The organism is Mammaliicoccus sp. L-M44 (genome assembly GCF_022386355.1).
Lineage (GTDB): Bacteria > Bacillota > Bacilli > Staphylococcales > Staphylococcaceae > Mammaliicoccus > Mammaliicoccus sciuri_A.
In genome coordinates, this window is the sequence record NZ_JAJNIU010000029.1 from 1 (window position 1) to 23,614 (window position 23,614).

19 protein-coding genes are annotated in these 23,614 nt (G+C 30.9%); 8 read left to right on the top strand and 11 right to left on the bottom strand.

Going from position 1 to position 23,614, the window contains the following annotated elements; genetic code table 11:
* Positions 1-111: 111 nt before the first annotated feature.
* The 4 genes from LQ611_RS12495 to LQ611_RS12510 all read right to left on the bottom strand — a co-directional run bounded on the left by LQ611_RS12495 (position 112) and on the right by LQ611_RS12510 (position 5,324).
* Positions 112-2,097 carry an acyltransferase family protein gene (locus tag LQ611_RS12495; protein ID WP_239709604.1) on the bottom strand — a complete coding sequence of 662 codons (1,986 nt, stop codon included), beginning with the start codon at positions 2,095-2,097 and terminating at the stop codon, positions 112-114.
* A gap of 192 nt (positions 2,098-2,289) precedes the next feature.
* Positions 2,290-3,342 (bottom strand): glycosyltransferase family 2 protein, encoded by a 1,053-nt coding sequence (locus LQ611_RS12500; protein ID WP_119495270.1) that lies wholly within the window; start codon positions 3,340-3,342, stop codon positions 2,290-2,292.
* 4 nt (positions 3,343-3,346) lie between these two features.
* Positions 3,347-4,402: a CDP-glycerol glycerophosphotransferase family protein gene (locus tag LQ611_RS12505; RefSeq protein ID WP_107566122.1), complete on the bottom strand. Its 1,056-nt coding sequence runs from the start codon at positions 4,400-4,402 to the stop codon at positions 3,347-3,349.
* A gap of 118 nt (positions 4,403-4,520) precedes the next feature.
* A complete protein-coding gene (locus LQ611_RS12510) occupies positions 4,521-5,324 on the bottom strand; it encodes an ABC transporter permease (RefSeq protein WP_025905452.1) in 804 nt (267 codons plus the stop codon).
* A 207-nt stretch (positions 5,325-5,531) separates the two neighbouring features.
* Here LQ611_RS12510 and tagH point away from each other — a divergent pair, with 207 nt between their 5' ends.
* The gene (tagH, locus tag LQ611_RS12515; protein ID WP_025905453.1) at positions 5,532-6,326 is read left to right on the top strand and encodes a teichoic acids export ABC transporter ATP-binding subunit TagH; all 795 of its coding nucleotides are present in this window, start codon (positions 5,532-5,534) and stop codon (positions 6,324-6,326) included.
* Between the two features lie 167 nt (positions 6,327-6,493).
* Here the strand turns inward: tagH and LQ611_RS12520 are convergent, their stop codons facing one another.
* From LQ611_RS12520 to LQ611_RS12545, 6 genes are all read right to left on the bottom strand, one after another.
* Positions 6,494-7,561: an acyltransferase family protein gene (locus tag LQ611_RS12520; protein WP_107596777.1), complete on the bottom strand. Its 1,068-nt coding sequence runs from the start codon at positions 7,559-7,561 to the stop codon at positions 6,494-6,496.
* 120 nt (positions 7,562-7,681) lie between these two features.
* A complete protein-coding gene (locus LQ611_RS12525) occupies positions 7,682-7,933 on the bottom strand; it encodes a hypothetical protein (RefSeq protein WP_107573107.1) in 252 nt (83 codons plus the stop codon).
* An 8-nt stretch (positions 7,934-7,941) separates the two neighbouring features.
* Positions 7,942-8,304 carry a hypothetical protein gene (locus LQ611_RS12530; RefSeq protein WP_119489625.1) on the bottom strand — a complete coding sequence of 121 codons (363 nt, stop codon included), beginning with the start codon at positions 8,302-8,304 and terminating at the stop codon, positions 7,942-7,944.
* A complete protein-coding gene (locus LQ611_RS12535) occupies positions 8,267-9,409 on the bottom strand; it encodes a thiolase family protein (RefSeq protein ID WP_239709606.1) in 1,143 nt (380 codons plus the stop codon). The genes LQ611_RS12530 and LQ611_RS12535 overlap by 38 nt, the downstream gene beginning before the upstream one ends.
* A complete protein-coding gene (locus LQ611_RS12540) occupies positions 9,391-10,764 on the bottom strand; it encodes an AMP-binding protein (protein ID WP_239709608.1) in 1,374 nt (457 codons plus the stop codon). Before LQ611_RS12540 ends, LQ611_RS12535 begins: the two co-directional genes overlap by 19 nt.
* Positions 10,765-10,884: 120 nt before the next feature.
* Entirely contained in the window at positions 10,885-11,733 is an 849-nt protein-coding gene (locus LQ611_RS12545; protein ID WP_025905458.1) for a WecB/TagA/CpsF family glycosyltransferase, read from the bottom strand.
* Between the two features lie 197 nt (positions 11,734-11,930).
* Here LQ611_RS12545 and LQ611_RS12550 point away from each other — a divergent pair, with 197 nt between their 5' ends.
* From LQ611_RS12550 to LQ611_RS12570, 5 genes are all read left to right on the top strand, one after another.
* A complete protein-coding gene (locus LQ611_RS12550) occupies positions 11,931-13,217 on the top strand; it encodes an LCP family glycopolymer transferase (protein WP_239709610.1) in 1,287 nt (428 codons plus the stop codon).
* Positions 13,218-13,235: 18 nt separating this feature from the next.
* Positions 13,236-13,715, top strand: coding sequence for a DUF2538 family protein (locus LQ611_RS12555; RefSeq protein ID WP_025905460.1), 480 nt, complete (start codon positions 13,236-13,238; stop codon positions 13,713-13,715).
* Between the two features lie 546 nt (positions 13,716-14,261).
* Positions 14,262-14,684 carry a GNAT family N-acetyltransferase gene (locus LQ611_RS12560; protein WP_103361173.1) on the top strand — a complete coding sequence of 141 codons (423 nt, stop codon included), beginning with the start codon at positions 14,262-14,264 and terminating at the stop codon, positions 14,682-14,684.
* A 119-nt stretch (positions 14,685-14,803) separates the two neighbouring features.
* Positions 14,804-18,682 carry an N-acetylmuramoyl-L-alanine amidase gene (locus LQ611_RS12565; protein WP_239709612.1) on the top strand — a complete coding sequence of 1,293 codons (3,879 nt, stop codon included), beginning with the start codon at positions 14,804-14,806 and terminating at the stop codon, positions 18,680-18,682.
* Positions 18,683-18,830: 148 nt separating this feature from the next.
* Positions 18,831-19,832, top strand: a complete 1,002-nt coding sequence (locus tag LQ611_RS12570; RefSeq protein WP_107565985.1) for an acyltransferase family protein — start codon at positions 18,831-18,833, stop codon at positions 19,830-19,832.
* A gap of 52 nt (positions 19,833-19,884) precedes the next feature.
* Here the strand turns inward: LQ611_RS12570 and LQ611_RS12575 are convergent, their stop codons facing one another.
* On the bottom strand, positions 19,885-20,421 hold the full coding sequence (locus LQ611_RS12575; protein WP_107565984.1) for a hypothetical protein: 537 nt from the start codon (positions 20,419-20,421) through the stop codon (positions 19,885-19,887).
* 126 nt (positions 20,422-20,547) lie between these two features.
* Here LQ611_RS12575 and LQ611_RS12580 point away from each other — a divergent pair, with 126 nt between their 5' ends.
* On the top strand, positions 20,548-21,705 hold the full coding sequence (locus LQ611_RS12580) for an aminotransferase class I/II-fold pyridoxal phosphate-dependent enzyme (protein ID WP_107573101.1): 1,158 nt from the start codon (positions 20,548-20,550) through the stop codon (positions 21,703-21,705).
* A 15-nt stretch (positions 21,706-21,720) separates the two neighbouring features.
* On the top strand, positions 21,721-23,319 hold the full coding sequence (locus LQ611_RS12585) for a M20/M25/M40 family metallo-hydrolase (RefSeq protein WP_107565982.1): 1,599 nt from the start codon (positions 21,721-21,723) through the stop codon (positions 23,317-23,319).
* The last annotated feature ends 295 nt before the right edge of the window (positions 23,320-23,614 follow it).

Genomic DNA, 23,614 nt, shown 5'->3' on the forward strand with positions numbered 1-23,614 from the left:
GTTTAATCATGATTTTAGTGGAAAATATTAATCCATATAAAAAAACAAACTGAACTTATAAATTTAAGTTCAGTTTGTCCACAGTCTGAGAGAGCGGACTTTGTCCACTCTCTATTTTTTAACGACAGATTTAATTTCTTTACCTAAAATAGGTCCGAAAGTTTCTGAATAAGTATTTGTCATATGGTCCATATCTCGATATACCACAATATTACCTATTATAGGTCTATATTCACCATTCACTTTAAAGTATTCAGATGGATCGAATTTCGGTAAATCTTTGTTTGTTTCTGATAGCTTTTTCCAATATGAAGAATCTTGTTGATTATTTCCTTTATTCATAAGTTTAATTGTTTCTTTTTCACCAGATTTTTCTAGTTCTTCTGAAACATTAAACTCGTATCTTGGAATATCTCTTATTGCCATTACTTCAATATTATAATCATTTTTAACTTTTAATAATTCATCTACCATTTGTTGTTGAATCTTATCTCTATTTGAGTCAGCTGCTGTAACATGTGATAATACTAAATCAATATCATCAGATTTCTTTAAATAGTTTTCTACATTTTTAACCCATTGACCTTTTAATGAATTATCATCATAACCTGTAGAGAATCTTGTTCCTGATCTCGTGATATTAATCACTCTGTAATCATGCTCTTTAGCCGCTTCAATAACTGCTCCTAACCAATGTTCAGAATGTGAGCTACCTACTAAAGCAATTGTTGCTTTGTAGTCTTTTTTCTTACCATAAGTACCAATCTTTAAATCTGATTTTTTTAAGCCTTGGTTTGAATCATCTAAGTGTGATTGTGGTAAATCATCAAACACGTTAGCGAATTCAGGCTTAGGATCATTTTCTTTGATTTTTTGTTTTGATGTTGCAGCTAGTGCACCTGGATAATCTTTAGATGCCAGTTCTTTATCATCAGACATTTTCACATAAGCATTATGAGAGACTAAACCAGCGATTAATATGATATTAGCTAGTGCGATAATACCAATTCTCTTAAATGCTACTTTATTTAATTCTGCACTTCTAATTGGTGTTTCAATATATTTTGTAGTAATGAATGAAAGCGCAATAGATAATGCAATTATGAGAACTCCTGAAATAATACCAGGTGTTTCTGAAATATTGTATTTGTAGAATGATAGCAATACCCAGTGCCATAAGTATATTCCGAATGATACGCCACCTAGTTTAATCATAATCGGCATAGATAAGAAGTTCTTAACACCATATTTAGTATCTTTATTACCTGATAAAATAATCAGTAATGCACAAGTCATAGGCCATAAAGCAATATAACCTGGAAACATTGTTGATACATCAAATATAGCCCCCGTTAAAATTAAACCAATAAGACCAATCCATCCAATAATTTCAGCTGTTAAATTACTAATTTTAATTCTGCTCAAGTTAATACAAAGCAAACCACCTAATGCGAATTCCCATACTCTCGTAAATGTAATAAAGTATGCTAAAGGTTGATTTACAGCAGTTAAATAAACTGAGTATGCAAATGATACAACAAATATAAAACCAAGCAAGTAATTGACTAATTTTTTACCGTTTGATAAATCATATCTTTTGATTAGGAATAATACACCTGTAAATAATAAGAACCAAATGATATAGAACTGTCCTTGAATGGACATTGCCCAATAATGTTCAAGCGGGCTTTTCATTTGCTGTGCATCTAAATAATCAGTATTACTCAATGCCAATTGCCAGTTTTGATAATAGAACATAGATGAAACGACTTCTTTCATTGTTTTATCAAAAATGGTTGACGGTAAGAAGAATATGCTTAATACCAATACGACTAATATAATGATAAATGCCAGTGGAAATAACCGCTTCATTAATTTAGATATGTATGGCCAAAACTTAAATTCTCCTGTTTTATTAATAGTAGATATAATTGATGTTGTAATCAAGAAGCCAGATACAACGAAGAAAACATCTACCCCACCAGATACTTTACCAAACCAAATATGGTAAATAGCGACCAATAAAGCCGCAATAATTCTTAAACCTTCAATTTCAGGTCTAAATTTTCTTTCTATATCAATCATATTTTTATTCATTTTTAAACTCCATCTTAAATTAGTTTGATATGCAATTATAAATTATATCAAACAATTTACCGATGTAAAGTATGTGTAAGAAATATTTAATTAGTGTAAATATTGATTTAAATTATAAATTCATCTATATCCAACAAAAAAACTACTAACAATATTTTACATTTGTTAGTAGTTTTTAAAATTTCATAATATTTAATGAGATATTTTTTTGCTTTTATTTCTGATGTTTCTTAAGTTCATTTTTGTTCTTAATTTCAGTAGCTTAAATTTATATGAGCGATACGCTTTTTTATCAATTTGCATATCTAAATTACTTGCCACTTCTTTAAATCTTTCAAAATTGTAATTCGCAGCAATTGTTAATACGAGTTCTTTCAAATCTTTCACGCTATTCGTTTCAAGTTGTTGAACGACTTGTAAATACTTAATTGCTGGATCTATAACGTGATTTAAGTTTTCTACTTTCATGAAATTATTTCGAATTAGAAAGTATATAATGAGATAATCCATTCTATAACTATAGTAGTTACTCACTTTCTCTTTTAAATCACTTAAGATATCCATTGTTCTTTTTCTAACTTCAGTGGCATCATTTAAATATTTTTCTATATTTTTGTAACTTGTCGCTACTATTGAATCTTCCACGCCTATGTTATATAAGTAAGCTGAATCATCTAATATTGTAATATGACTTTTTGACCAAGCTTTCAAATTAAAGGTATGCTCTTCACAAAAAGTAATATCTTCATCGAATCTAATATTTTCTAATACTTCATGTTTGTACAATTTACCATAAGGACCTATAGACTGCGTAACTTCTGGTGTTAAGTTTAATGTCGTACGATCTACAGCTTTTAAATCATTGTATGTTTGAATCGGTCTAATCTGATCACCAATTAAATGAGAAACCTTACCGACCACTATATCTGTATCATTTCTTTTTATCGCATCAACCATTTTGTCGATAATGCCTTCACCTAATTTATCATCTGCATCACAAAACATAATATATTTACCTTTTGCGATACTAATGCCTTCATTCCTCGTTGCCGCAGCACCTTTATTTTCTCGATTCACAAGTACAATATTAGGATTATTAATTTTGCTAATTACATCTGCACTATTATCTTTAGATCCATCATTAATACAAATGATTTCATGCTCATAATGACTTTTAATTGATTTAATGGTTTGCTCTATTGTTTTTTCTGCATTATAAATAGGGATAATGACACTTACTTCCATATCGTTAAGCTCCTTTGTTTATAAAATCAACTAACTTTTGAGTTGCATCAAAGTTTGTATATTGATGCCACATTGGTTTAATTTTATGATTAATTTTATTCAGATTCACAAGTTTATAAAGTGTTTCTAAATCATAAGCTTTGTTCTCTTTCGTCATTTCATAATAGTATTGATTGAGCCCTCTCATTTCATCATACTTTGCTTCATCATAACTATAGAAAATAATCGTCTTATTTAAAAGTGCCGCTTCAATACTAAGTGAACTGTAATCTGTAATAATGATTTCTGCCATTTCAACTAAATCTTGTATATCTCTCGGATCTGAATCATGTGAAGTAATGCTTGGATGTAATTTAGTCACAAGTTCGTATTCAGGGCACATTTTTTCAAATTTCTGTTTATCTATCGTATGAATTTCATTTGTATAATCTCTATAAGTAGGAACATATAAAGCTAATTTTTTGGATTTATTAGGATACTCATGTTTATCTTTATATTGGTCTAACCTAGGTAATCCAAATGGTAATATTTGATTAGGTTTGGCATCTAAACTTTTAATAAAGACGTCTTTCATAATATCTGAACTCACTAAATAATAATCTGTAAAATGATAAACTGATAAATAATTTTTTATGAGTTGTTTATGCTCAAGATTAATACTTTTATCTTCTAAGCCAAACTTTTTCAAAGCCCCCGCAGCATGCCATGTTTGAATAACTTTTTGTTCTGGAGTTTTGCTGATACTGCCTAATAATAAATAATATGTATCGATAATTATTATTTTACTACTTTTAATTGCTTTTAACTGTTGTAAGACATATTTATTACTTAAATTGATCACTTTATCTACATCTATATCATTCAAAAAATCAATCCACTTTGGATGCGCAATAACTGTAATATGGTATTGTTCTTTCTTTAATGCTTCGATTATAGGTAACACATCTTCTTTAAATGTCATAAATACCACGACATTTTTACGTTTTACATTACTTTTAAATAATTTATTAAATATAAAAATAATAGAAAGATAGACTTGTTTAATTATGCTTCTTACCACATTGACACTTCCTTACGTAAATTTACTAAAGTTAAAAAAATTGACCATGAGAAGCTCTATATTGAGATAAAGGCTGAGACAATCATTGATGTCTCAGCCTTTTTATTTATTAATCATTTTAAATAAAGTCAGCAAACCTTTGTCTAAATCTAACATGCAATATTGCACCTACTACAAAGAATAACACTGTCACGCATATATTATAAAGTAATAATTGCCAATGTTCTATGAAGTACCAATTATCATATAATATTGCTGCTCGATACCCTTCTGCAAAGAAGAATACTGGATTTAATTTCATAATCATTTCAATCACTGAACCTTTTTCTGGTACCCAAAGAATTGGCGACACGTAAAATAGCATTCTCAAAATAGCTTGCATCGCCATTTGTGTATCTCGAATAATAACACCTAAAGTGGACGTTAATAAAGAAACTGAAAATGCAAATATGTACACTAAAGGTAAATATATAAATAATTGTAATATATAAATCGAAGGTATAATACCAGTTGGAATACATAATAAAATTATAATTAAAACTAAAATAATATGACCATAAAATCTACTCGTCAGAATATAAGCAGGTATTGCTGACAAAGGAAAATTCATCTTTGCAACTTGATTAAACCTAGTACCTATTGATTTAGTCCCTTCAAGTATACCTTGGTTCACAAAGAACCACATACTAATACCGACTAATAAATATAAGATAAACGGTACACCATCTACTGGACCATTTTGTCGAATACCAAAACCAAATGCAAACCAATATACAAATATTTGTAGTATAGGATTAATAAGCTCCCAAGCTAATCCTAAATAATTATCATGATTTGAAATTTTTAATTGGAATTGTGCTAATCTTTGAATCAAATAAAAGTTTTTGACGTGCTCTTTTATTACTGTAAAAACAGCATGCATGAATATCACTCTCTCGCTAAGACATTTATAACTTAATCTTTAATATAGCATCAATTGAGCATAGATGATATATTAAACTTTAGGTTAATCTCATAATTATAGAACATATATAATTTACATGATTCTAACAGAATTTACAATAAATTTACTAAACTCATAAAATAATGCATAATAGAAATGTTAATAATTATAAGGAATGAAGTACATATGAAAGAATCAGTTATCATTAATAATCTAACAAAAGAATATAAAATTTTCCGTAATAATAAAGATAGATTAAAAGATGTGTTTTTACCGAAACATCAATCACAAAGATTTTACGCGCTTAAGGATATATCATTTACTGCGTATGAAGGCGATATTATCGGTTTAGTTGGTATTAACGGGTCAGGTAAATCGACATTAAGTAATATTATTGGTGGTTCACTACAACCAACAGACGGTGTAATAGAACGCCACGGTGATGTTAACGTTATCGCAATTAACTCAGGTTTAAACACTCAATTAAACGGAATAGATAATATCGAATACAAGATGTTATTACTTGGTTTCTCTAAAAAACAAATTAAAGAACTTACACCTCAAATTATCGAATTCTCTGAATTAGGTGAATTTATATATCAACCTGTTAAGAAATATTCAAGCGGTATGAAATCTAAATTAGGTTTCGCAATCAATGTTACCGTCGATCCAGATATTCTTGTAATTGATGAAGCATTATCTGTTGGTGACCAAACATTCACTAAGAAAAGTTTAGATAAAATGAATCAATTTAAAGAAGCTGGCAAGACTATTTTCTTTGTCAGTCACAATATAAATCAAGTTAAAGATTTTTGTACAAAAATAGCTTGGATTGAAGGCGGCATACTAAAAGAATTTGGTTCTACTGAAGATGTACTTCCAAAATACCAAGCATTCTTAAAAGATTTCAACAAAAAGTCAGCAAACGATAAAAAAGCTTTTAAAGACGAATTAGATGCTACACGTTTTTATTTTAAATAACAAAACAGGCTGGGACATAAAGTAATGTCTCAGCCTGTTTTAGTATATTGGCAGTAGATGACTGAATTGAAAATGCGCTTGTATCAAGCTTTTTTCAACTCTAGTCATCCTTGCCGGGGCGGGACTACGAAATCTTTTTATACAAATTAGATTTCTGTCCCGCTCCCTTAATTTGCTCTATAATTTCCTCTAATCATTGTGTTAATAGAATTTCTACCAATTATAAATCTAGAAAGTGGTATAAATGATAGAACAACTGCTAAACCGACACTTAATGATAATGCAAAGATATACGTTGCAATATTATACATAAAGAATTGATCTATAAAATGAAATGTATATTTTGCCATGTAATAGACCATAATTTTATGTGTTAAGTAAATAAAGAACGATATTTCGCCAATAAAATATAAAAAGCTTATATTAAAGTTAGCCAGCTTTTTAGAAATAACCAAGATAAATATAAACGCTAATGCTGAATATATTAAAATGTCATAACGGTTAGATTGAACAACTGTTACATCATTTTGATAAATTGAATAAATAACTAAAAGTGTTACCCCAGCTAAACTTCCAACTAACCACATAAACTTTTTCTCCATAAACGATAGAACTTCATTGTAGTATCTACCTAAGTAAAAACCAAATACAAAATAGAATAACCAATAAAGAATATTCGTTCTATGGAATAACGGGTAAAATTCATTCCACCAATTCGTATACGTGTCATTATCGTACATTAGATATGAATGTGCGAGACTAATCGCAAAGCTGATGACCAGCATAACAACTGGATTTGCTTTACTTAATGATTTATGGAAGATTAAATGTAGAATATAAAATTGGAATATGACAATGACAAACCAGCCATACCAATTACCAATTAATAAATTTTCTTTAAACAACTGCCAGAATGTTTCTTCATTTCCATCAACTTTATACTTTGTATACACATAAAATGTTCCAATTGAAAAATAAGGAATCATAATATATTTAAACCGTTTGACTAGAAAGTTTTTCGGTAATTTATCTTTATAAACCATTGAAATTAGTGATTCTGACAAAATAATAAAGCACGGCGTTGCAAACAAAATTAATATTTGAAATGTTAATACAACCATGCGATTATGATCTTGTAATTCTACGTCTCTCAAATAATTTGATAATATATGCACGGCTACTATAATTAAGCAAAATATTGCCCTTGCATATGTAATTTCATGTTTTCTATTCATAAGTACTCCAACTCATAATTTTTTGTCACTTATGAAGATTACATGATTTTAAATAACTTGTAAAATGATTTTATATAATAGTTATAACAAAACTTTTGTTAGATAAATATTAAATCTACTTTATTGCTTTTCAATTATAATCTTTATCTTCCCATGTTGATTGATACATTTAATTTTATTATTTTTCAAAGATTTTTCTAATGGTTCATCTATATAAATTGGATTTTTGTATCTCACTGTATAATGTTGCCACTCAACATCTTCTAACAACCATTCACATACAAGTTGGCCAGGTACAATTTCTTGATGGATTGGATTTGAATCATGAATAATAGTTAAATATTTGTTAACAAGACTAATATCAAATTTCATACTATACCTCACTTTCCAACGAATGTTTGATTGAGTCGAGTGTATATGTCATTTCCACTTGTAATCGTCAAACTAAATTCGTAAATCGTAAACGACTTTACTTTTTTTATTTTCTCATTTTTTAATTTTGCTTTATAAATTGTATCAACATCTATTGCTTTAAGCTCATCAACTGATGTTTCTTTTAAGTAAATCTCTTTTTCTAAAAAACGCTCAAACATTGAAAATTCCGGCCATATACTTGCTAAATATAATACGGGTACTGAAGGTACATCCTTTTCTATAGGAAGTGTTTTTTTATATGCATCAACATCTTCTTTGTTGAAAAGGACGTCAATTATTTCGATTCCATCTTCTAAATAATGTTGCATGTCCCATGCCTCCTCCTATTCCCATTGTTGCTATCGATGTCTCAATTTCTTTCATATGATATAAACGTGTAACGAGGCTAGCACCACTCGCTCCATATGGATGTCCAATAGCTAAGGCTCCACCATACAAATTAAATTTATTGTCTGGAATATTTAACATATCTTTTGAAGCAAGTACTTGAGAACTAAATGCTTCATTAAATTCAACACCGTCAATATCGTTCATTGTTAAATGTGTCTGCTTTAATAAACTTTCAACTGCAGGTACTGGTCCTATACCTAGCAATCTTGGATCAACACCTTTTACAGAACTATCGATAAATTCCAGTCCTTCGCGATAACCTAAAGCAGTCGCCTTTTCTTTACTCATAATTAAAAGTAATACCCCACCGTCATTTTTCATGCAACTATTACCTACTGTTACAGTTCCATCTTTAATAAGTGGTTTTAAACGTGATAACGTCCTTAAAGTTAATTTAGGTTTAACACCTTCATCATGTTGGATCCATTCATTACCTACTTTAATTGGATAAATTTCGTTAGATAAATAACCTTTTTCCATAGCTTCGATTGTCTTTTGATGACTATTGTATGCATATTCGTCCTGTATTTCTCTAGATATTTGATATACTTGTGCAACATTTTCAGCCGCTTCAATCATTGATGGGTCTTCTCCATCAGGCGCAAATGAAGCACGCTCAAAAAATTCTGGTGAGTCATAAACTGATTGTGGTCTTTTGATTTTCCAAGGTGCTCGACTTGTACTTTCAACACCACCAGCAATATAAACATCACCAGCACCTGCTTGAATCATTCTACAAGCATACGTTACCGCTTCTAATCCTGCACCACATTGTCTATCTATTGTGACACCAGGTATATCAACCGGCAAACCTACTTCTAGCAAAGACTTTCTAGCGATATTGCCTCCATTACCTACTACGTTTCCTAAAACAACCTCACTTAAATGTTCAAGTGCTTCAGCATGATCAGCTAACAAATATTCATATAAAGGTTTCAAGAGTAATTCGGGTTCTAATTGTTTAAAAATACCGCCATATTTACCAAATGGCGTTCTTTTTGCAGCTACAATAACTGGTTCCATGCTTTTCCTCCTAACTCATAAATAGATTTCATCTTATATCTCGCTATCTTTCCACTAGATGTATATTTCATCTGTTTAACTCGTATCATTCGAGACGGTATTTCATAACGACTTAACCCACACGCTAATAAATACTCTTTCATACTTAAATATTGCAAATGATCTTTACCTTTATATAATAGAACAGCAATTTCTCCGAATTTATTATGTTTTTTACTTATAATAATTGCCTCATCAACAATATCTAGATTTAATAATTTTTGCTCAATAATCTCTGGATATACGTTTTTACCACCAATAATTAAACGGTCACTTTCTCGTCCATATAAGCGTAGTTCTTGGTCTGCAGAAATTGATGCCCAATCGCCTATTTTAATCCACTCGTCACGGACTTCTTCATTTAAATAACCACTAAATGTCATGTCACTTTTGACATATAACCTACCTATATTATTTTCATCTTTGTCTTTAATTTGAACTTGTACAGAAGGAAATAGTTTACCTACAGATTCTGAATCTGCTTGTCCATTAGTATTGTAGCTAATAAAACTCGCTTCAGAGCTTCCAAAGAATTCAATTAAATCAATATCAGGATATTTGTATTTAAATTTTTCAAATATTTGTGTAGATAATTTTGCACCTGATGAAAAAATACTCGAAACATTCATTAAATGGACGTTATGATTCAATAAACTATATAGCATTGTAGGTACAATAAACATCGTTTGATTTTCACTAAATATATTGATTAATTTATTTAGAATTTGTGTATTAAATTTCTTTTGGCCAATAAATGTTCTACCTGTACTTAATGCATAAATCATAGCGTATAGTGTTAAAGAATGTGCATGTGGTCCAGGTGCTATCATAATGTCTGTATGACCATTGATTAAGTCTTCATTATATTTAAATGATTGAATCCAAGATTGATGATTCCTCATATATGCTTTAGGCATGCCTGTCGTCCCAGAAGTAAATCCAATATGTAAGATATCTTGAGGTAATACCGTATTATTTTCTATTTGTCGATATTTTACTTTATTGCTGTCATCTATTAATAATGGAATACGATATAACATTAATAATTTATGCTTCTTCTCTTCAGATATATAAGGATCTAGGACGCACGGTATAAGTTCACACTTTAAAGCTGCAATATACCATTTTATAAACTGAAGTGGATTTTTCATCGAAATACCAATCATGTTATGTTTTGGATATTCTTTTAATGTTGTGGCATTTTTTTCAGATTCTATCAATAAATCGTTATAAGATAAATGCATCTCATCAATATACATGGCAATTTTATCTGCTTTTGTATTTAATTGTTGATTTATAAGTTCCAGTACTTGCATGATCATACCACCTACTTTTATTGTTACCTTTATCATAACATTTAGTTAACAATTAAATGGATAAAATTCTTCATAAAAAAACACCTTAATGTTAAATTTCAACATTAAGATGTTTCTAAATTATCTATTCTTCATATAATCATATTTATTCTTTTTAGGTGTGCATGATTTTTGGAATTGAACTTCTTTTAAAAACAGTGGAATTTTAAGTGCTCTATTCACACGTTTCAAATCAGTTATAATTCTATATAACCATTCTAAATTAAGTTTAATAAACATTTTTGGTGCACGTTTAACATTTCCGCTTATGACATCAAATGAGCCACCTACACCCATCATTACTGTATGCTCAAAGTGATGACGGTTATAATAAATCCAATCTTCTTGTTTAGGAAAACCCATTGCCGCAAAAATAAAGTCTGGATTAAATTTCTTTATTTTCTTAGTTACTTTATAATCTAATACATGTTTATAGCCATGTTTATGATCAAACGTAATATTTGGATATTGTTCTTCTAAAATTTTACGTGTTGCTTTAACGCCTTCTTTAGAAGAACCTAATAAGAATACTCTCTTGCTACTTGCGTTCGCAATATTCAACATTTCTTCCATTAACTCTATTCCCGGAACACGTTCTTTCAATGGCGTATTTAAATATTTTGCTGCTTTAACAATACCAATACCGTCTGGTACAATGTAATCTGCATGTTTAATACGTCGTTGATAGTGATTATTGCTATAAGCATAATGTGCAATTTCAGGATTAGCTGTTACAATAAATAAATTGTCTTTCGTCTCCTGATTTACAAAATACTTAATACGTTCTACCATTTCATTCGCCGTCAGGTTTGCAAATGGCAAACCTAGAACATTAACGGTTGGAGGCTTAATCACATCATACGAATTCTCTCTATTTAACTCTATTTGTTCACTTATACTATTTAAATCTTTTTCTAGTACTTTTGCCATTTGTCTCACCTCTCATTCTTCACTATAATTTACACCATTTCCATAAATTTTACAACAAATTTACATTCTATATTTGATAAGTAGTACACATAATTCATTTAAATTGTTGAATTTTACTTGTATAATCATATATGATGTATAATATGCAAAAATAGATATTTCAAAACACAATACGAATAGAAGGGTAAATATATAATATGAAAAGATTTGCAAAAATAGGTTTACTTTTGATGTCAATAGTACTCATGATTCTACCCGTAGTATTTGGACTCATGCTTTATCTTGAAACTAAAGGTGCGATTAATGATTCATTTCTTGATTCTAAAAAAAGCAAATCATCTTTAAGAGATAAACCAGTAGATCCTAGTTTAGATCATGTGTCGGTATTATTTTTAGGTGTAGATGATAGTACATCAAGACGTGAAGGTGGTCAAAAGGCTAACCAATCTCGTACTGATGCTATGATTTATACAACATTTAATAGAGATAAAAAGCAAATACGTATGGTTAGTATTCCACGTGATACATTAAGTTATATACCAGCCGTAAAATATTATGATAAAATCACGCACGCTCATGCAATAGATGGTCCAGAAGGTTCAATGGAAAGTGTTGAAAGTACATTAAACGTTCCAGTAGATTACTATGCAAGAATTAATATGGAAGCTTTTGTTGAAGTTGTAGATGAGCTTGGTGGTATTGAGTATGATGTACCATTTGATTTAAACGAGCCAAACACAGAAGATAAAGGACGTATTAAAGTTAAAAAAGGTAAACGTAATTTATCTGGTGACGAAGCACTTGCAGTTGTTCGTTCAAGAAAACAAGATTCAGATTTAGAGCGTGGTAAACGTCAAATGGAAATGATTAAAGCCATTATCAAAAAAGCTCAAGAAACAAATTCTATTAATAAATTAGATGACTTAGTTAAAATCGTTGGTAAAAATGCGAAACACAATTTCTCATTTGAAGATATTCAAAACTTAGCAACGACTTATTCATCAAGTAAAGTAAAAATCAAAACAGAACAAATTACAGGAACTGATGCTAATTTCAATGGTGTTTACTTCTTCAATCCTGACTTAGATAATTTATTAGAACTTTCTAATAAACTTAGAAAAGACTTAAACTTACCTAAGACTAAGAAAACAGAATTAATGAATTATCTTATGATTCAAGCATATGGTGATTTAACACCTTATATTGAAGTATCTAAGAAAAGTCTAAAGAGTGGAAGCACATCAGGTGACAACGATTCAGCTGAAACAGTAGAACCAGCTATAGAGCCTGATACTGAAGAAACAACCGAGCAGCAAACTGAACAACCGTCTGAGCAACCATCCGAACAGCCTGTAGAACAACCTGTACAACAAACACCTACAGAAGAAGTACCATCACAAGAAACACCACAACAACCAACACCAGATCTAAGTGATCAAGCACCAGATCTAAGCGCTCAACAACCTGGTCCAGAAGTTTACTAGGAAAGGAGGCAAATTATGATTCAACGTAAAACATATGAAAAATATGAACAAATCAATACAATGTTTGATGCTCTTGAAAATCAAATCATTCATTCTGGAGATTTGTCTCACTTCAGACAAAATTTATACTATGTTAATCACGAACATCATGAAAATTATGAAGCGTTATTACTATATTATAATCAAGCAAACAACGATCCAATTGTAGATGGCGCTTGTTACATCATTGCCATCCCAGAAATATTTAATGTTATCAATATCTTTGATAACCCCCTACCTTTTTCATGGGTATATACTGAAACAGGCTTAACAGAAGAAATGAAATCATTAAGTGTTCATTTACAATATTTAGTAGCAGCAGCACTAGAAACTAGCCAAATTCAAATATTCACACCGAGCGGATATACAATGGGTATGACAAATTGGAGCATTCACCAATTAAGATTATTCTGGCAATATACCGCAATCGTTAGAAGACAAGCAGTACAAACGATATAAAATAAAAGCTGAACCATATAAAGTGGTTCAGCTTTTTTGTGTGGACAGAAATAAGATGGGAATTATTGTGAAAATATAGTGTGAATGTTGCTTGTTTGGAGTGTCTTGCAATATACGGGGCTTCTATGTTGCTTGTTTTGTGTGTCTTGCAACATACGGGGCTTCTATGTTGCTAGTCAGCCTCGTCTTGCAATATTCAGATCCTCTATGTTGCTAGTCAGCCTTGTCTTGCAATATTCACGCCTCCAATGTTGCTAGTCATGCTCCACTTGCAATATTCAGACTCGCAATGTTGCTAGTCACGTCCCTCTTGCAATATTAGAGATTCATATTTATCTTGTTTAGTCAGTCTTGATAAATACTGCGCCACTATTTATCTTGTTTAGTCAGTCTTGATATATACAGCGCTTCTATTTATCTTGTTTGGGCAATCTTGATATATACAAGTTCTTTTTACCAAATATTTATTGAGATTTTTTATTTACTACATCAATTAGAATAATCATAATGTATAATAAATTGAATCAAAACTATGGAGGTATCACGATGATTAAAATAGCGGAAAGCGAAAAAGATATACAAGATGGATTAAATATTAGAAAAACTGTCTTCGTTGAGGAACAAGGTGTTTCTATAGATGCAGAGATAGATGAATTTGAAAATGTTTCTAAGCATGTTGTTCTATATCACGATGATAAACCAGCTGCGGTTGGTCGTTTTAGAAATTATAAAGATGGATATGCGAAAGTAGAAAGAGTTGCTGTTTTAAAACCTTATAGAAAATTTGGTTACGGCAAAGATGTAATGAATTTTATTAATCAAAAAGCTAGTGAAGATGGATATAAAGGTACTGTACTTAATGGACAATCTCACGCTAAAGGATTCTATGAAAAATTAGGTTATAAAACTGAAGGCGAAGAATTTTTAGAAGAAAACATTCCTCACTATTTTATGAAATTAACTTTTTAATTAAATTATTAATATCTCAAATATTAAAGTTACATTACATTTCATAAAAAGTTCATCTTTTAATATTAAAAAGCCTTATACTGTTTATAAATAAATACCTATACAAAAGGAGATTGTTTATGGATAAAAAATTCTATTACAAAACCCCCGCACTTGTAGCAATGACTTTAGCAGGTACTACGCTCGTATCACATCAAGTTAATGCAGAAGAACAAACAACAAACAAAGAAAATAAAAACATCATTGAACAACATGATAATGCTAGTCAAATTCAAGATGAACAAAAAGAATTAAAAAGCCAATCTTTAAACGTTTCAGGTACGAAAGAATATAAAGATCCTTCTATCATTGATGAACCAAAACAAGAAGTGGAAAATACAGCTGATGCAACAGTACAACCTACTTCTAACGAAGATGAGCAAGACACTGAAGTTGCTCCTACTGAAGATAACTCTGAAGTTACAAACAACCAAGAAGTTGCTGATGACTCAGTTCAACCTACTTCTAATGAAGAAAATCAAGACACAAAAGTAGCTTCTGATGAAGATAACTCTGAAGTTACGAATAACGAAGAGGTTTCGGATGACTCAGCACAAACTACTTCTAACGAAGAAGAGCAAAATTCTGATGTAGCTCCTACTGAAGATAATACTGAAGTTACAAACAACGAAGACGTTTCTAAAAATACAGCACAAACTGCTTCTAACGAAGAAGAGCAAAATTCTGAAGTAGCTTCGACTGAAGATAATACTGAAGTTACAAACAACCAAGAAGTTGCTGATGACTCAGTTCAACCTACTTCTAACGAAGATGAGCAAAATTCTGAAGTAGCTTCTACTGAAGATAATACTGAAGTTATAAACAACCAAGAAGTTGCTGAAGACTCAGTTCAACCTACTTCTAACGAAGATGAGCAAGACACTGAAGTAGCTTCTTCTGAAGATAATACTGAAGTTACAAACAACGAAGACGTTTCTGATGACTCAGTTCAACCTACTTCTAATGAAGAAGAGCAAAATTCTGATGTAGCTCCTACTGAAGATAACTCTGATGTTACGAACAACGAAGAGATTTCTGAAGATATTACTCAAACTACTTCTAACGAAGAAGAGCAAAAATCTGATGTAGCTTCTTCTGAAGATAACTCTGAAGTTACGAATAACGAAGAGGTTTCTGAAGACACAGTTCAACCTACTTCTAACGAAGAAGAGCAAAACACTAATGTAACGTCTACTGAAGATAATACTGAAGTTACAAACAACGAAGAAGTTTCTGAAGACACAGTTCAACCTATTTCTACTAATGATGCTCAAAATACTGAAGCGGCTACTAGTACTCAAAACGATAAAGTTCAATTAGAAACTGCTAGTGTTCAACCACGAGTTAGCACTTTTGCATTTAGATCTGTAAGTAGTGCGCCTGTTGTTAAAAAAGCAGTAGCTACTACTAGTTCTTATAGTCCTACAGTAAGTTCATCAATAAATAGTCAAATTAGAAATAATAATTATGCAGTGCCGACATATGTTGAAGATTTTTCAAGTCATATTCCTAAAATTCCATATCGTAATGGTGTTGGTAAACCTGAAGGAATTATTGCACATGAAACTGCAAATCCTAATTCAACAATTCAAGGTGAAATTGCATATATGAAAAACAACTACGAAAGTGCTTTTGTACATGCCTTTGTAGATGATAATAATATTATTGAAGTTGCGCCAACTGATTACTTAGCTTGGGGTGCTGGTGGTGTCGCAAATGAACGATTTATACATGTTGAATTAGTTCGTGTATATGGTGGAGATCGTTTTGCTCGCTCTATTAACAATTATGCAGATTATATCGCAACTAACTTATCATATTATGGCTTACCATTTGATAGTGCTGAAAATGATGGTACTGGTACTTTATGGTCTCATGATGCCGTTTCAAGATATCTAGGTGGCACGGATCATAGTGATCCATATGGTTGGTTTGCAGAAAATAATTATACTTTTAATGAGCTTGTAGATTTAGTGCGTGAAAAATATTTATATAAAACAGGTAGCGCAACTCAACCTACTACGCCTGTAGTGTCTAAACCTAAGACGACTACACCTGTAGTTTCTAAGCCTAAAACTACTACTCCTGTAGTTTCTAAACCTAAAACGACTACACCTGTAACGTCTAAACCTAAGACTTCTACGCCTGTAGTTTCTAAGCCTAAAACGACTACACCTGTAACGTCTAAACCTAAGACTTCTACGCCTGTAGCGAGTCTTGCTAAAACAGTAGTTGTTAACTATAAAGGTAAAGTTAATACAAATGCATCAGGTGTCTATAGTTCAGTTTATGATACTAAAACAAAATCAGCTGCTAACAAAGTTGGTAAAACATTTAATATCGGTAAACAATCTAACTATAACAACCAAGTATATTATTTATTACAAGATAATAACGGTACACCTTTAGGTTGGGTGAAATCTAGTGATATTCAACTGCAAAATAATACTAAAGCAACTCCGAAACCTGTTGCTTCTAACACAGCGAAACCTAAAGCAACTCCGAAACCTGTTGCTTCTAACACTGTGAAACCTAAAGCAACTCCGAAACCTGTTGTTTCTAACACAGCGAAACCTAAAGCAACTCCGAAACCTGTTGCTTCTAATACAGCGAAACCTAAAGCAACTTCTAAACCTGTTGCTTCTAAGACAACAAAGGCAAACGCAGTTGCTAAAACAGTTCGTGTTAACTATTTAGGTAAAGTTAATAAAAATATTTCTGGTGTATATACTTCTGTATATGATCAAAAAACTGTACCTGCAATCAACAAAGCAGGAAAAACATTCAAGATTGGTAAACAATCAACTTATAACAATCAAACATATTATCTACTTCAAGATAATAATGCTATTCCATTAGGATGGGTAAACGCTAAAGACATTCAATTGCAAAAAGTAACAACACAACCAAAAGTTGTTAATAAACCAACTGTCGCTCAACCTAAAAAGACTAATGCTATAAAATCAAGTGCTGTTAACAATCAACCTATTGTCTTAAAAGAGAACTATCAAAATTACTTAATTTTTGATAACAGTGGATATTTCTATAGTGAACCTTCAGTATCTAAAAAGACATTACTTGGTTCATTACAAAACTACCAATATTCATACTTTAAAGTGATTACATCTCAAAAAGTTGGTAATGAATTATGGTATAAAGGTTTATTAAATGGTAAAACTGTATGGATTAATGCTAAGTATTTACAACTCGCTACAGAATCAACAAATATTTCAACTAGCCCATACACGTTAGATCAAGCTGTTGATATTCAAATGGCATTAAGAAATGGTACTGAACCTAAAAAAGTATTAGCAAGTGGTATTAGAAATGCTACGAGAGCTGAAGTTAAAGATGCAATGGATACAAGTAAGTATGTAAACGATCCAGTTCAAAAATATCAATTTTTAGACTTAAACAAATCTCAAAATATTTCAGTAACTAAACTAAATGACTTGTTACGTGGAAAAGGAATTCTTGAAAATCAAGGTAGTGCCTTTAGCCAAGCTGCAAAAGCAGTAGGTATTAATGAAATTTATTTAATTTCACATGCATTATTAGAAACTGGTAACGGTACAAGTGATTTGGCTAACGGTGGAGCAATTGACCAAAATGGTAATGGTAATGTTGATTTAAATGCACAAACAAAATATTATAATATGTTTGGTGTTGGCGCTATTGATAAAAATGCATTATACGGCGGAATTAAATATGCTCAACAAGCAGGATGGAACACACCTGAAAAAGCAATCCTAGGTGGTGCTCAATTTATAGCTAATAATTACATTAAATCAGGACAAAACACACTTTATAAAATGAGATTTAATCCACAAAATCCAGGGGTTCATCAATATGCAACAGGCATAGACTTCGCTAAGTCTAATGCAAAACGAATTAGCGACTTCTATCAACAGATTCAAACAGACGGTCAATATTACGATGTCGACCAATATAAAGCATAATATTAAAGTAAAAACCAATGCCTTTAATAAGGCATTGGTTTGATTTTATAGTGTTAACGAAATAAAATTATTTGTACTTTTGAAAAATTTAATTTATAATCTACATTTCAAGCAAATTGTAGATTATCGTTTTAGGAGAGCACTTTTCATGGCAAACGAAAAAGAAAGAGACCATTATTTTGATAACGCACGATTTTTCTTAATTGTGCTAGTTGTATTCGGTCATTTAACAAGATCTTATGTTAATGAAAGTCATATTTTCAAAGCACTATATATGTTTATTTATAGTTTCCATATGCCAGCATTCGTACTGATATCAGGATTCTTTGCTAAAGGCGTAGGAAAACCAGGTTACATAAAAAAAATTACTATCAAACTGTTACTACCCTATTTAATATTCCAATTATTTTATGGTTTATATTACTACTATATTGATAGAGACGATACATTAAATATTAGTCCCTTCGATCCACAATGGGCAATGTGGTTCTTAGTAAGTTTATTCTCATGGCATATTATTTTGCACTTTGTGAGAAACTTCAATCCATATATCACATTTACAGTAGCAATATTATTAGGTTTAGTTGTCGGTTATTTTGACTTTATTAATGCAAAACTTAGTCTATCAAGAACATTTGTATTCTTCCCAATTTTCCTATTAGGCTATTACATCAATAAAGAACAATCATTTATTTTAAGAAATAAAAAGCATATTTGGTTATCTTCCATTAGTTTAATTGTTATTTTCATTGCTTATTTACTAACTGATTATAACTTTGAATGGTTATTTGGTAGCAAACCTTACTCTGCACTTGAAGGCGATGTAGACGTTTATAGTGCATTAAAAAGATTATTCATATATGTTGTCATTTTCGTTTCAACATTTAGTTTCTTAAACTTAATACCAGAACGTAAATTACCATTAACTTATATTGGTTCAAGAACAATGTTTATTTATTTACTACACGGACTTTTCGTAGGTCTATTCCGTTCAAAAGAATGGGATCAAATGTTATTAGACCAACCTTATGTTTGGGTTGCAATCATTCTTATAACAATTGCTATTGTTTACTTCTTTAGTAGCGATCTTGTAAGACATTACGCAAATCCTGTTGTTAACATTAAAAAGCCACCAAAAAAGAAAAAATAAATATAGAAAAGCCAATCCTTTGAGTACATAACTTAAGGATTGGCTTTTTTGTTTATCTAATTAATGTTGCATACGATATCGTTCCGATAAATTTATCTTCACTATTTAATAAATAGGCTGGTATTTGTACATGTTTATGTGTAATGGGCGCTAACTCATGATTGTTATTATAAAGATTTTCTAATACTTCATAGCTCGCACTTAATAAGTATGTTAAATAATCTACCCACTCTTGCGTATACGGTGTATCTGACTGAATAAATAATATTGGATTCTCTTTTTTAGACGTTGGTTGCATAAAATCAGAAACAAATTTTCTTTCGTCTAACGATAGTTCTTCTTTCACTTTAAATTTAATATGAAATTGCGCATTCTTAATAAGCCGATTATCTTGCCCGAAATAATATCGATGAAAATGTGGTAATTGAGCTTCCGCTCTACAAATATGTATTGAATCTTCTTCAAATGAAACCATCCATTGTTCTTCATTATTTTGTATCAATACAAACGTTGGATGTGGTAACCAATCAAAAATATTTAAAGATAATAGTAACTTTAATCGTTGATTCATATTAGCTAAATTCACCATATAAACATCCCCTATTATTGTAATGTTTCCCTTATTGTAATACGTTTTCTAAATTTTTGCTATATTCATTTATTTGTATGCTTTTTAAAGTTATAATTAAACTATCGTTTTGAAGAGGTGAAAAAAATGCAATTACCATTAAATAAATTTGCATCTCAACTTCAAGTGTCTGGTATTAGAGCGATATCTAACCGTATACCTGAAATTGATGATGTGATTAACTTAACAGTTGGTCAACCCGATTTTCCTGTACCAACAAGTGTTAAAGATGCAATGAAAGATGCAATTGATCATAACTTTACATCTTATTCTCATAATGCTGGTTTACCAGAATTGCGAAAAATCGTTGCACAATATTATAAAAATCGCTTCAATGCTTCATTTGAAACAGATGAAATCCTCATCACTAATGGTGCAAGCGAAGCATTAGACACAACTTTAAGAGGAATTCTTGAACATGGCGATGAAGTATTAATTCCTTCACCAGTATATGCTGGGTATGTCCCCCTTATCGAACTGTTAGGTGCTAAGCCTATATACATAGATACTACCCAAACTGGCCTTAAAATAACGCCTGAATTAGTTAAATCTCATATTACTGATAAGACAAAAGCTATCTTGCTAAATTATCCTAATAACCCTACTGGTATTACGTTGAATAAACAAGAAGTAGAAGCACTTGTTGATGTATTTAAAGATTACCCTATTTATGTAGTCAGCGATGAGATTTATGCTGAGAATACATTTAATCAAACGCATACATCTTTCGCTTCATATGACGCAATCAAAGATCAATGTATTTTACTAGGTGGCTTGAGTAAATCTCATTCAATGACTGGCCTTAGAATTGGCTTTTTATTAGGACCACAATATGTTATGAAACAATTAACATTTGTACATGCCTATAATTGTATTTGTGCGAATGTACCGAGCCAATATGCTGCAATTGAAGCATTAACAAATGCAATTGATTCACCTAAAGAAATGAATAAAGCATATATAGAACGTAGAGATTATGTATACAAGCGATTAATTGAAATCGGCTTTAAATTAAATGAAAAACCTCAAGGTGCATTTTATATTTTTCCACAAATTTCACATTTCGGAATGGATGATTATGAATTCTGTATGAAAGCACTTGAAGATTACCATGTCGCGATTGTACCTGGTTCAGCTTTCACCCATATTGGCAAAGGCTATATTAGAATTTCATATGCTTACAATATAGATGCACTTGAAGAAGGACTGAATAGATTAGAAAGAATGATTCAAGAACTATTTTAAAGGGGCTAGAACACAATGGATTTATTATGGCAAACGTTTGAAGATAGAAGTCATTTACTTAAAAGTTTAGTCAGACATCAATCTATAACACATTCAGAAGGAGAAAAGACTTTTCCTTACTTTTTAAGAGATCAATACTTAAAGTTAGATTATTTTAAGCGTAATGCTCATCAAGTTATGCTGCAACCGACTGGGGATGGTCGTCATGCAGTTCTTGCATATTACAAAGCACCACAATCTAAAAAAACGCTCGTTTGTATAAGTCATTTTGATACGGTAGGTATCGATGATTATAGCGAATATAAAGATGATGCTTTTGATATGGATAAAATTACAGAGAAATTTCGACAAGATATGAAATACTTAACGCCTGATGCTAAAAAAGATATCCAAACGCACAATTATTTATTCGGACGTGGTTCAATGGATATGAAACCAGGTCTTATGATACATATGTCTCTGATAGAAAAAGCAATACATGAATCATGGGATATTAGCATAATCGTTGTTTCAGTACCTGATGAAGAAGTTGAATCTAAAGGTATGCATGCTGCCGTTCAAAAGCTCAATCAAATTCGTAAAGAAGACCATTTAGATATAGCTTTACATTTAAACAGTGAACCTACTTTTTCACAAGCAGAGAATGACCCAAATCATTATGTTTATTCAGGTACAATAGGCAAAATCATGCCTTCAGTATTATGCTATGGTAAAGAAACTCATGTTGGACAACCATTGAATGGTATTAGTTCGAACTACATACAAAGCTTTATTAATAGCAAAATGGAATACTGTACTTTGTTTAAGGAAACATATAAAGATGAAACGACGCCACTTCCTGTCTCTCTCATGAGTAGAGATATTAAAGATCATTATGATGTTCAAACACCATTTAGAACTGTTTCATTATATAATGTATTCTTATTTAACAGAAATGCAGAACAAGCTTTTAAAATTTTTAATGATGTCGTTAAAGATGCCATTCACAATTGTGAAAAAGCATACCAAGAAACATTAAAATCCGAGGGCTTTGATAAAAAGTTATCAATTAATATCTTATCTTTCAAAGAATTAAAAGCACTTGCAATAAAAGAGTATGGTGAAAGTAAAATTAATCAAATCATTGAACAAATTGTTCATGAAATTCCTGATGAAAGAGCACAATCTATAGAAATAACAGATCGATTTATGCATATGTTAAAAGGTTTAGGACCAAGTGTTGTGACATTTTTTGCACCACCTTATTACCCTGCTGCGCACTCTTCTGAAGATCCATTTATTGATGAAATCGTCCAAACTGTTAGTGAGACATCTTTAAAACAGTTTGATAGAGTGTCAAAAAGGCAATATTTCTTTAATGGTATTAGCGATCTGAGTTATGCCAAATATAGACAAGACGATTTAGGATTTGAAAGCTATATTGAGCAAACACCTGTATTTAATCAATCATACTTTATACCATTTAAAGATATACAAGAAATAAGTGCACCAGTTATTAATATTGGACCTATCGGTAAAGATGCTCATCAAGTAACAGAACGCATCAATATGAAAAGTGCGTTTGAAGAAATACCTACTATTATCGAGCAAGTTATAAGAAAACATTTATTATAAAAATAAGAGTTTGGGACAGAAATGTTCTAGACTCTTTTTCATATTTTCAGAAATATAGTGCTGAACATTGCAAGTGGGACGTGACTAGCAATGTTGGAGGTCTGAATATTGCAAGTGGAGCGTGACATGCAATGTTGGAGGACCTTGTATTTATCAAGACTAACCAAACAAGATAAATAGGAGCTCTGTATTTATCAAGACTAGCCAAACAAGATAAACATACTAAGATTAGCTGTGAAGAAATCTATGACGATAGATTTTTTCACAGCTATTTTTTATAGTTGTAGAGAGAAGT

Bases quoted from the DNA above. Each gene is read 5' to 3' on its own strand.
- LQ611_RS12520 (WP_107596777.1), bottom strand. From the start codon at position 7,561: ATGAATAGAAAACATGAAATTACATATGCAAGGGCAATATTTTGCTTA.
- LQ611_RS12550 (WP_239709610.1), top strand. From the start codon at position 11,931: ATGAAAAGATTTGCAAAAATAGGTTTACTTTTGATGTCAATAGTACTC.
- tagH (WP_025905453.1), top strand. From the start codon at position 5,532: ATGAAAGAATCAGTTATCATTAATAATCTAACAAAAGAATATAAAATT.
- LQ611_RS12500 (WP_119495270.1), bottom strand. From the start codon at position 3,342: ATGGAAGTAAGTGTCATTATCCCTATTTATAATGCAGAAAAAACAATA.
- LQ611_RS12565 (WP_239709612.1), top strand. From the start codon at position 14,804: ATGGATAAAAAATTCTATTACAAAACCCCCGCACTTGTAGCAATGACT.
- LQ611_RS12510 (WP_025905452.1), bottom strand. From the start codon at position 5,324: ATGCATGCTGTTTTTACAGTAATAAAAGAGCACGTCAAAAACTTTTAT.
- LQ611_RS12530 (WP_119489625.1), bottom strand. From the start codon at position 8,304: ATGCAACATTATTTAGAAGATGGAATCGAAATAATTGACGTCCTTTTC.
- LQ611_RS12570 (WP_107565985.1), top strand. From the start codon at position 18,831: ATGGCAAACGAAAAAGAAAGAGACCATTATTTTGATAACGCACGATTT.
- LQ611_RS12535 (WP_239709606.1), bottom strand. From the start codon at position 9,409: ATGGAACCAGTTATTGTAGCTGCAAAAAGAACGCCATTTGGTAAATAT.
- LQ611_RS12525 (WP_107573107.1), bottom strand. From the start codon at position 7,933: ATGAAATTTGATATTAGTCTTGTTAACAAATATTTAACTATTATTCAT.
- LQ611_RS12545 (WP_025905458.1), bottom strand. From the start codon at position 11,733: ATGGCAAAAGTACTAGAAAAAGATTTAAATAGTATAAGTGAACAAATA.
- LQ611_RS12580 (WP_107573101.1), top strand. From the start codon at position 20,548: ATGCAATTACCATTAAATAAATTTGCATCTCAACTTCAAGTGTCTGGT.
- LQ611_RS12540 (WP_239709608.1), bottom strand. From the start codon at position 10,764: ATGCAAGTACTGGAACTTATAAATCAACAATTAAATACAAAAGCAGAT.
- LQ611_RS12560 (WP_103361173.1), top strand. From the start codon at position 14,262: ATGATTAAAATAGCGGAAAGCGAAAAAGATATACAAGATGGATTAAAT.
- LQ611_RS12495 (WP_239709604.1), bottom strand. From the start codon at position 2,097: ATGAATAAAAATATGATTGATATAGAAAGAAAATTTAGACCTGAAATT.
- LQ611_RS12585 (WP_107565982.1), top strand. From the start codon at position 21,721: ATGGATTTATTATGGCAAACGTTTGAAGATAGAAGTCATTTACTTAAA.
- LQ611_RS12575 (WP_107565984.1), bottom strand. From the start codon at position 20,421: ATGGTGAATTTAGCTAATATGAATCAACGATTAAAGTTACTATTATCT.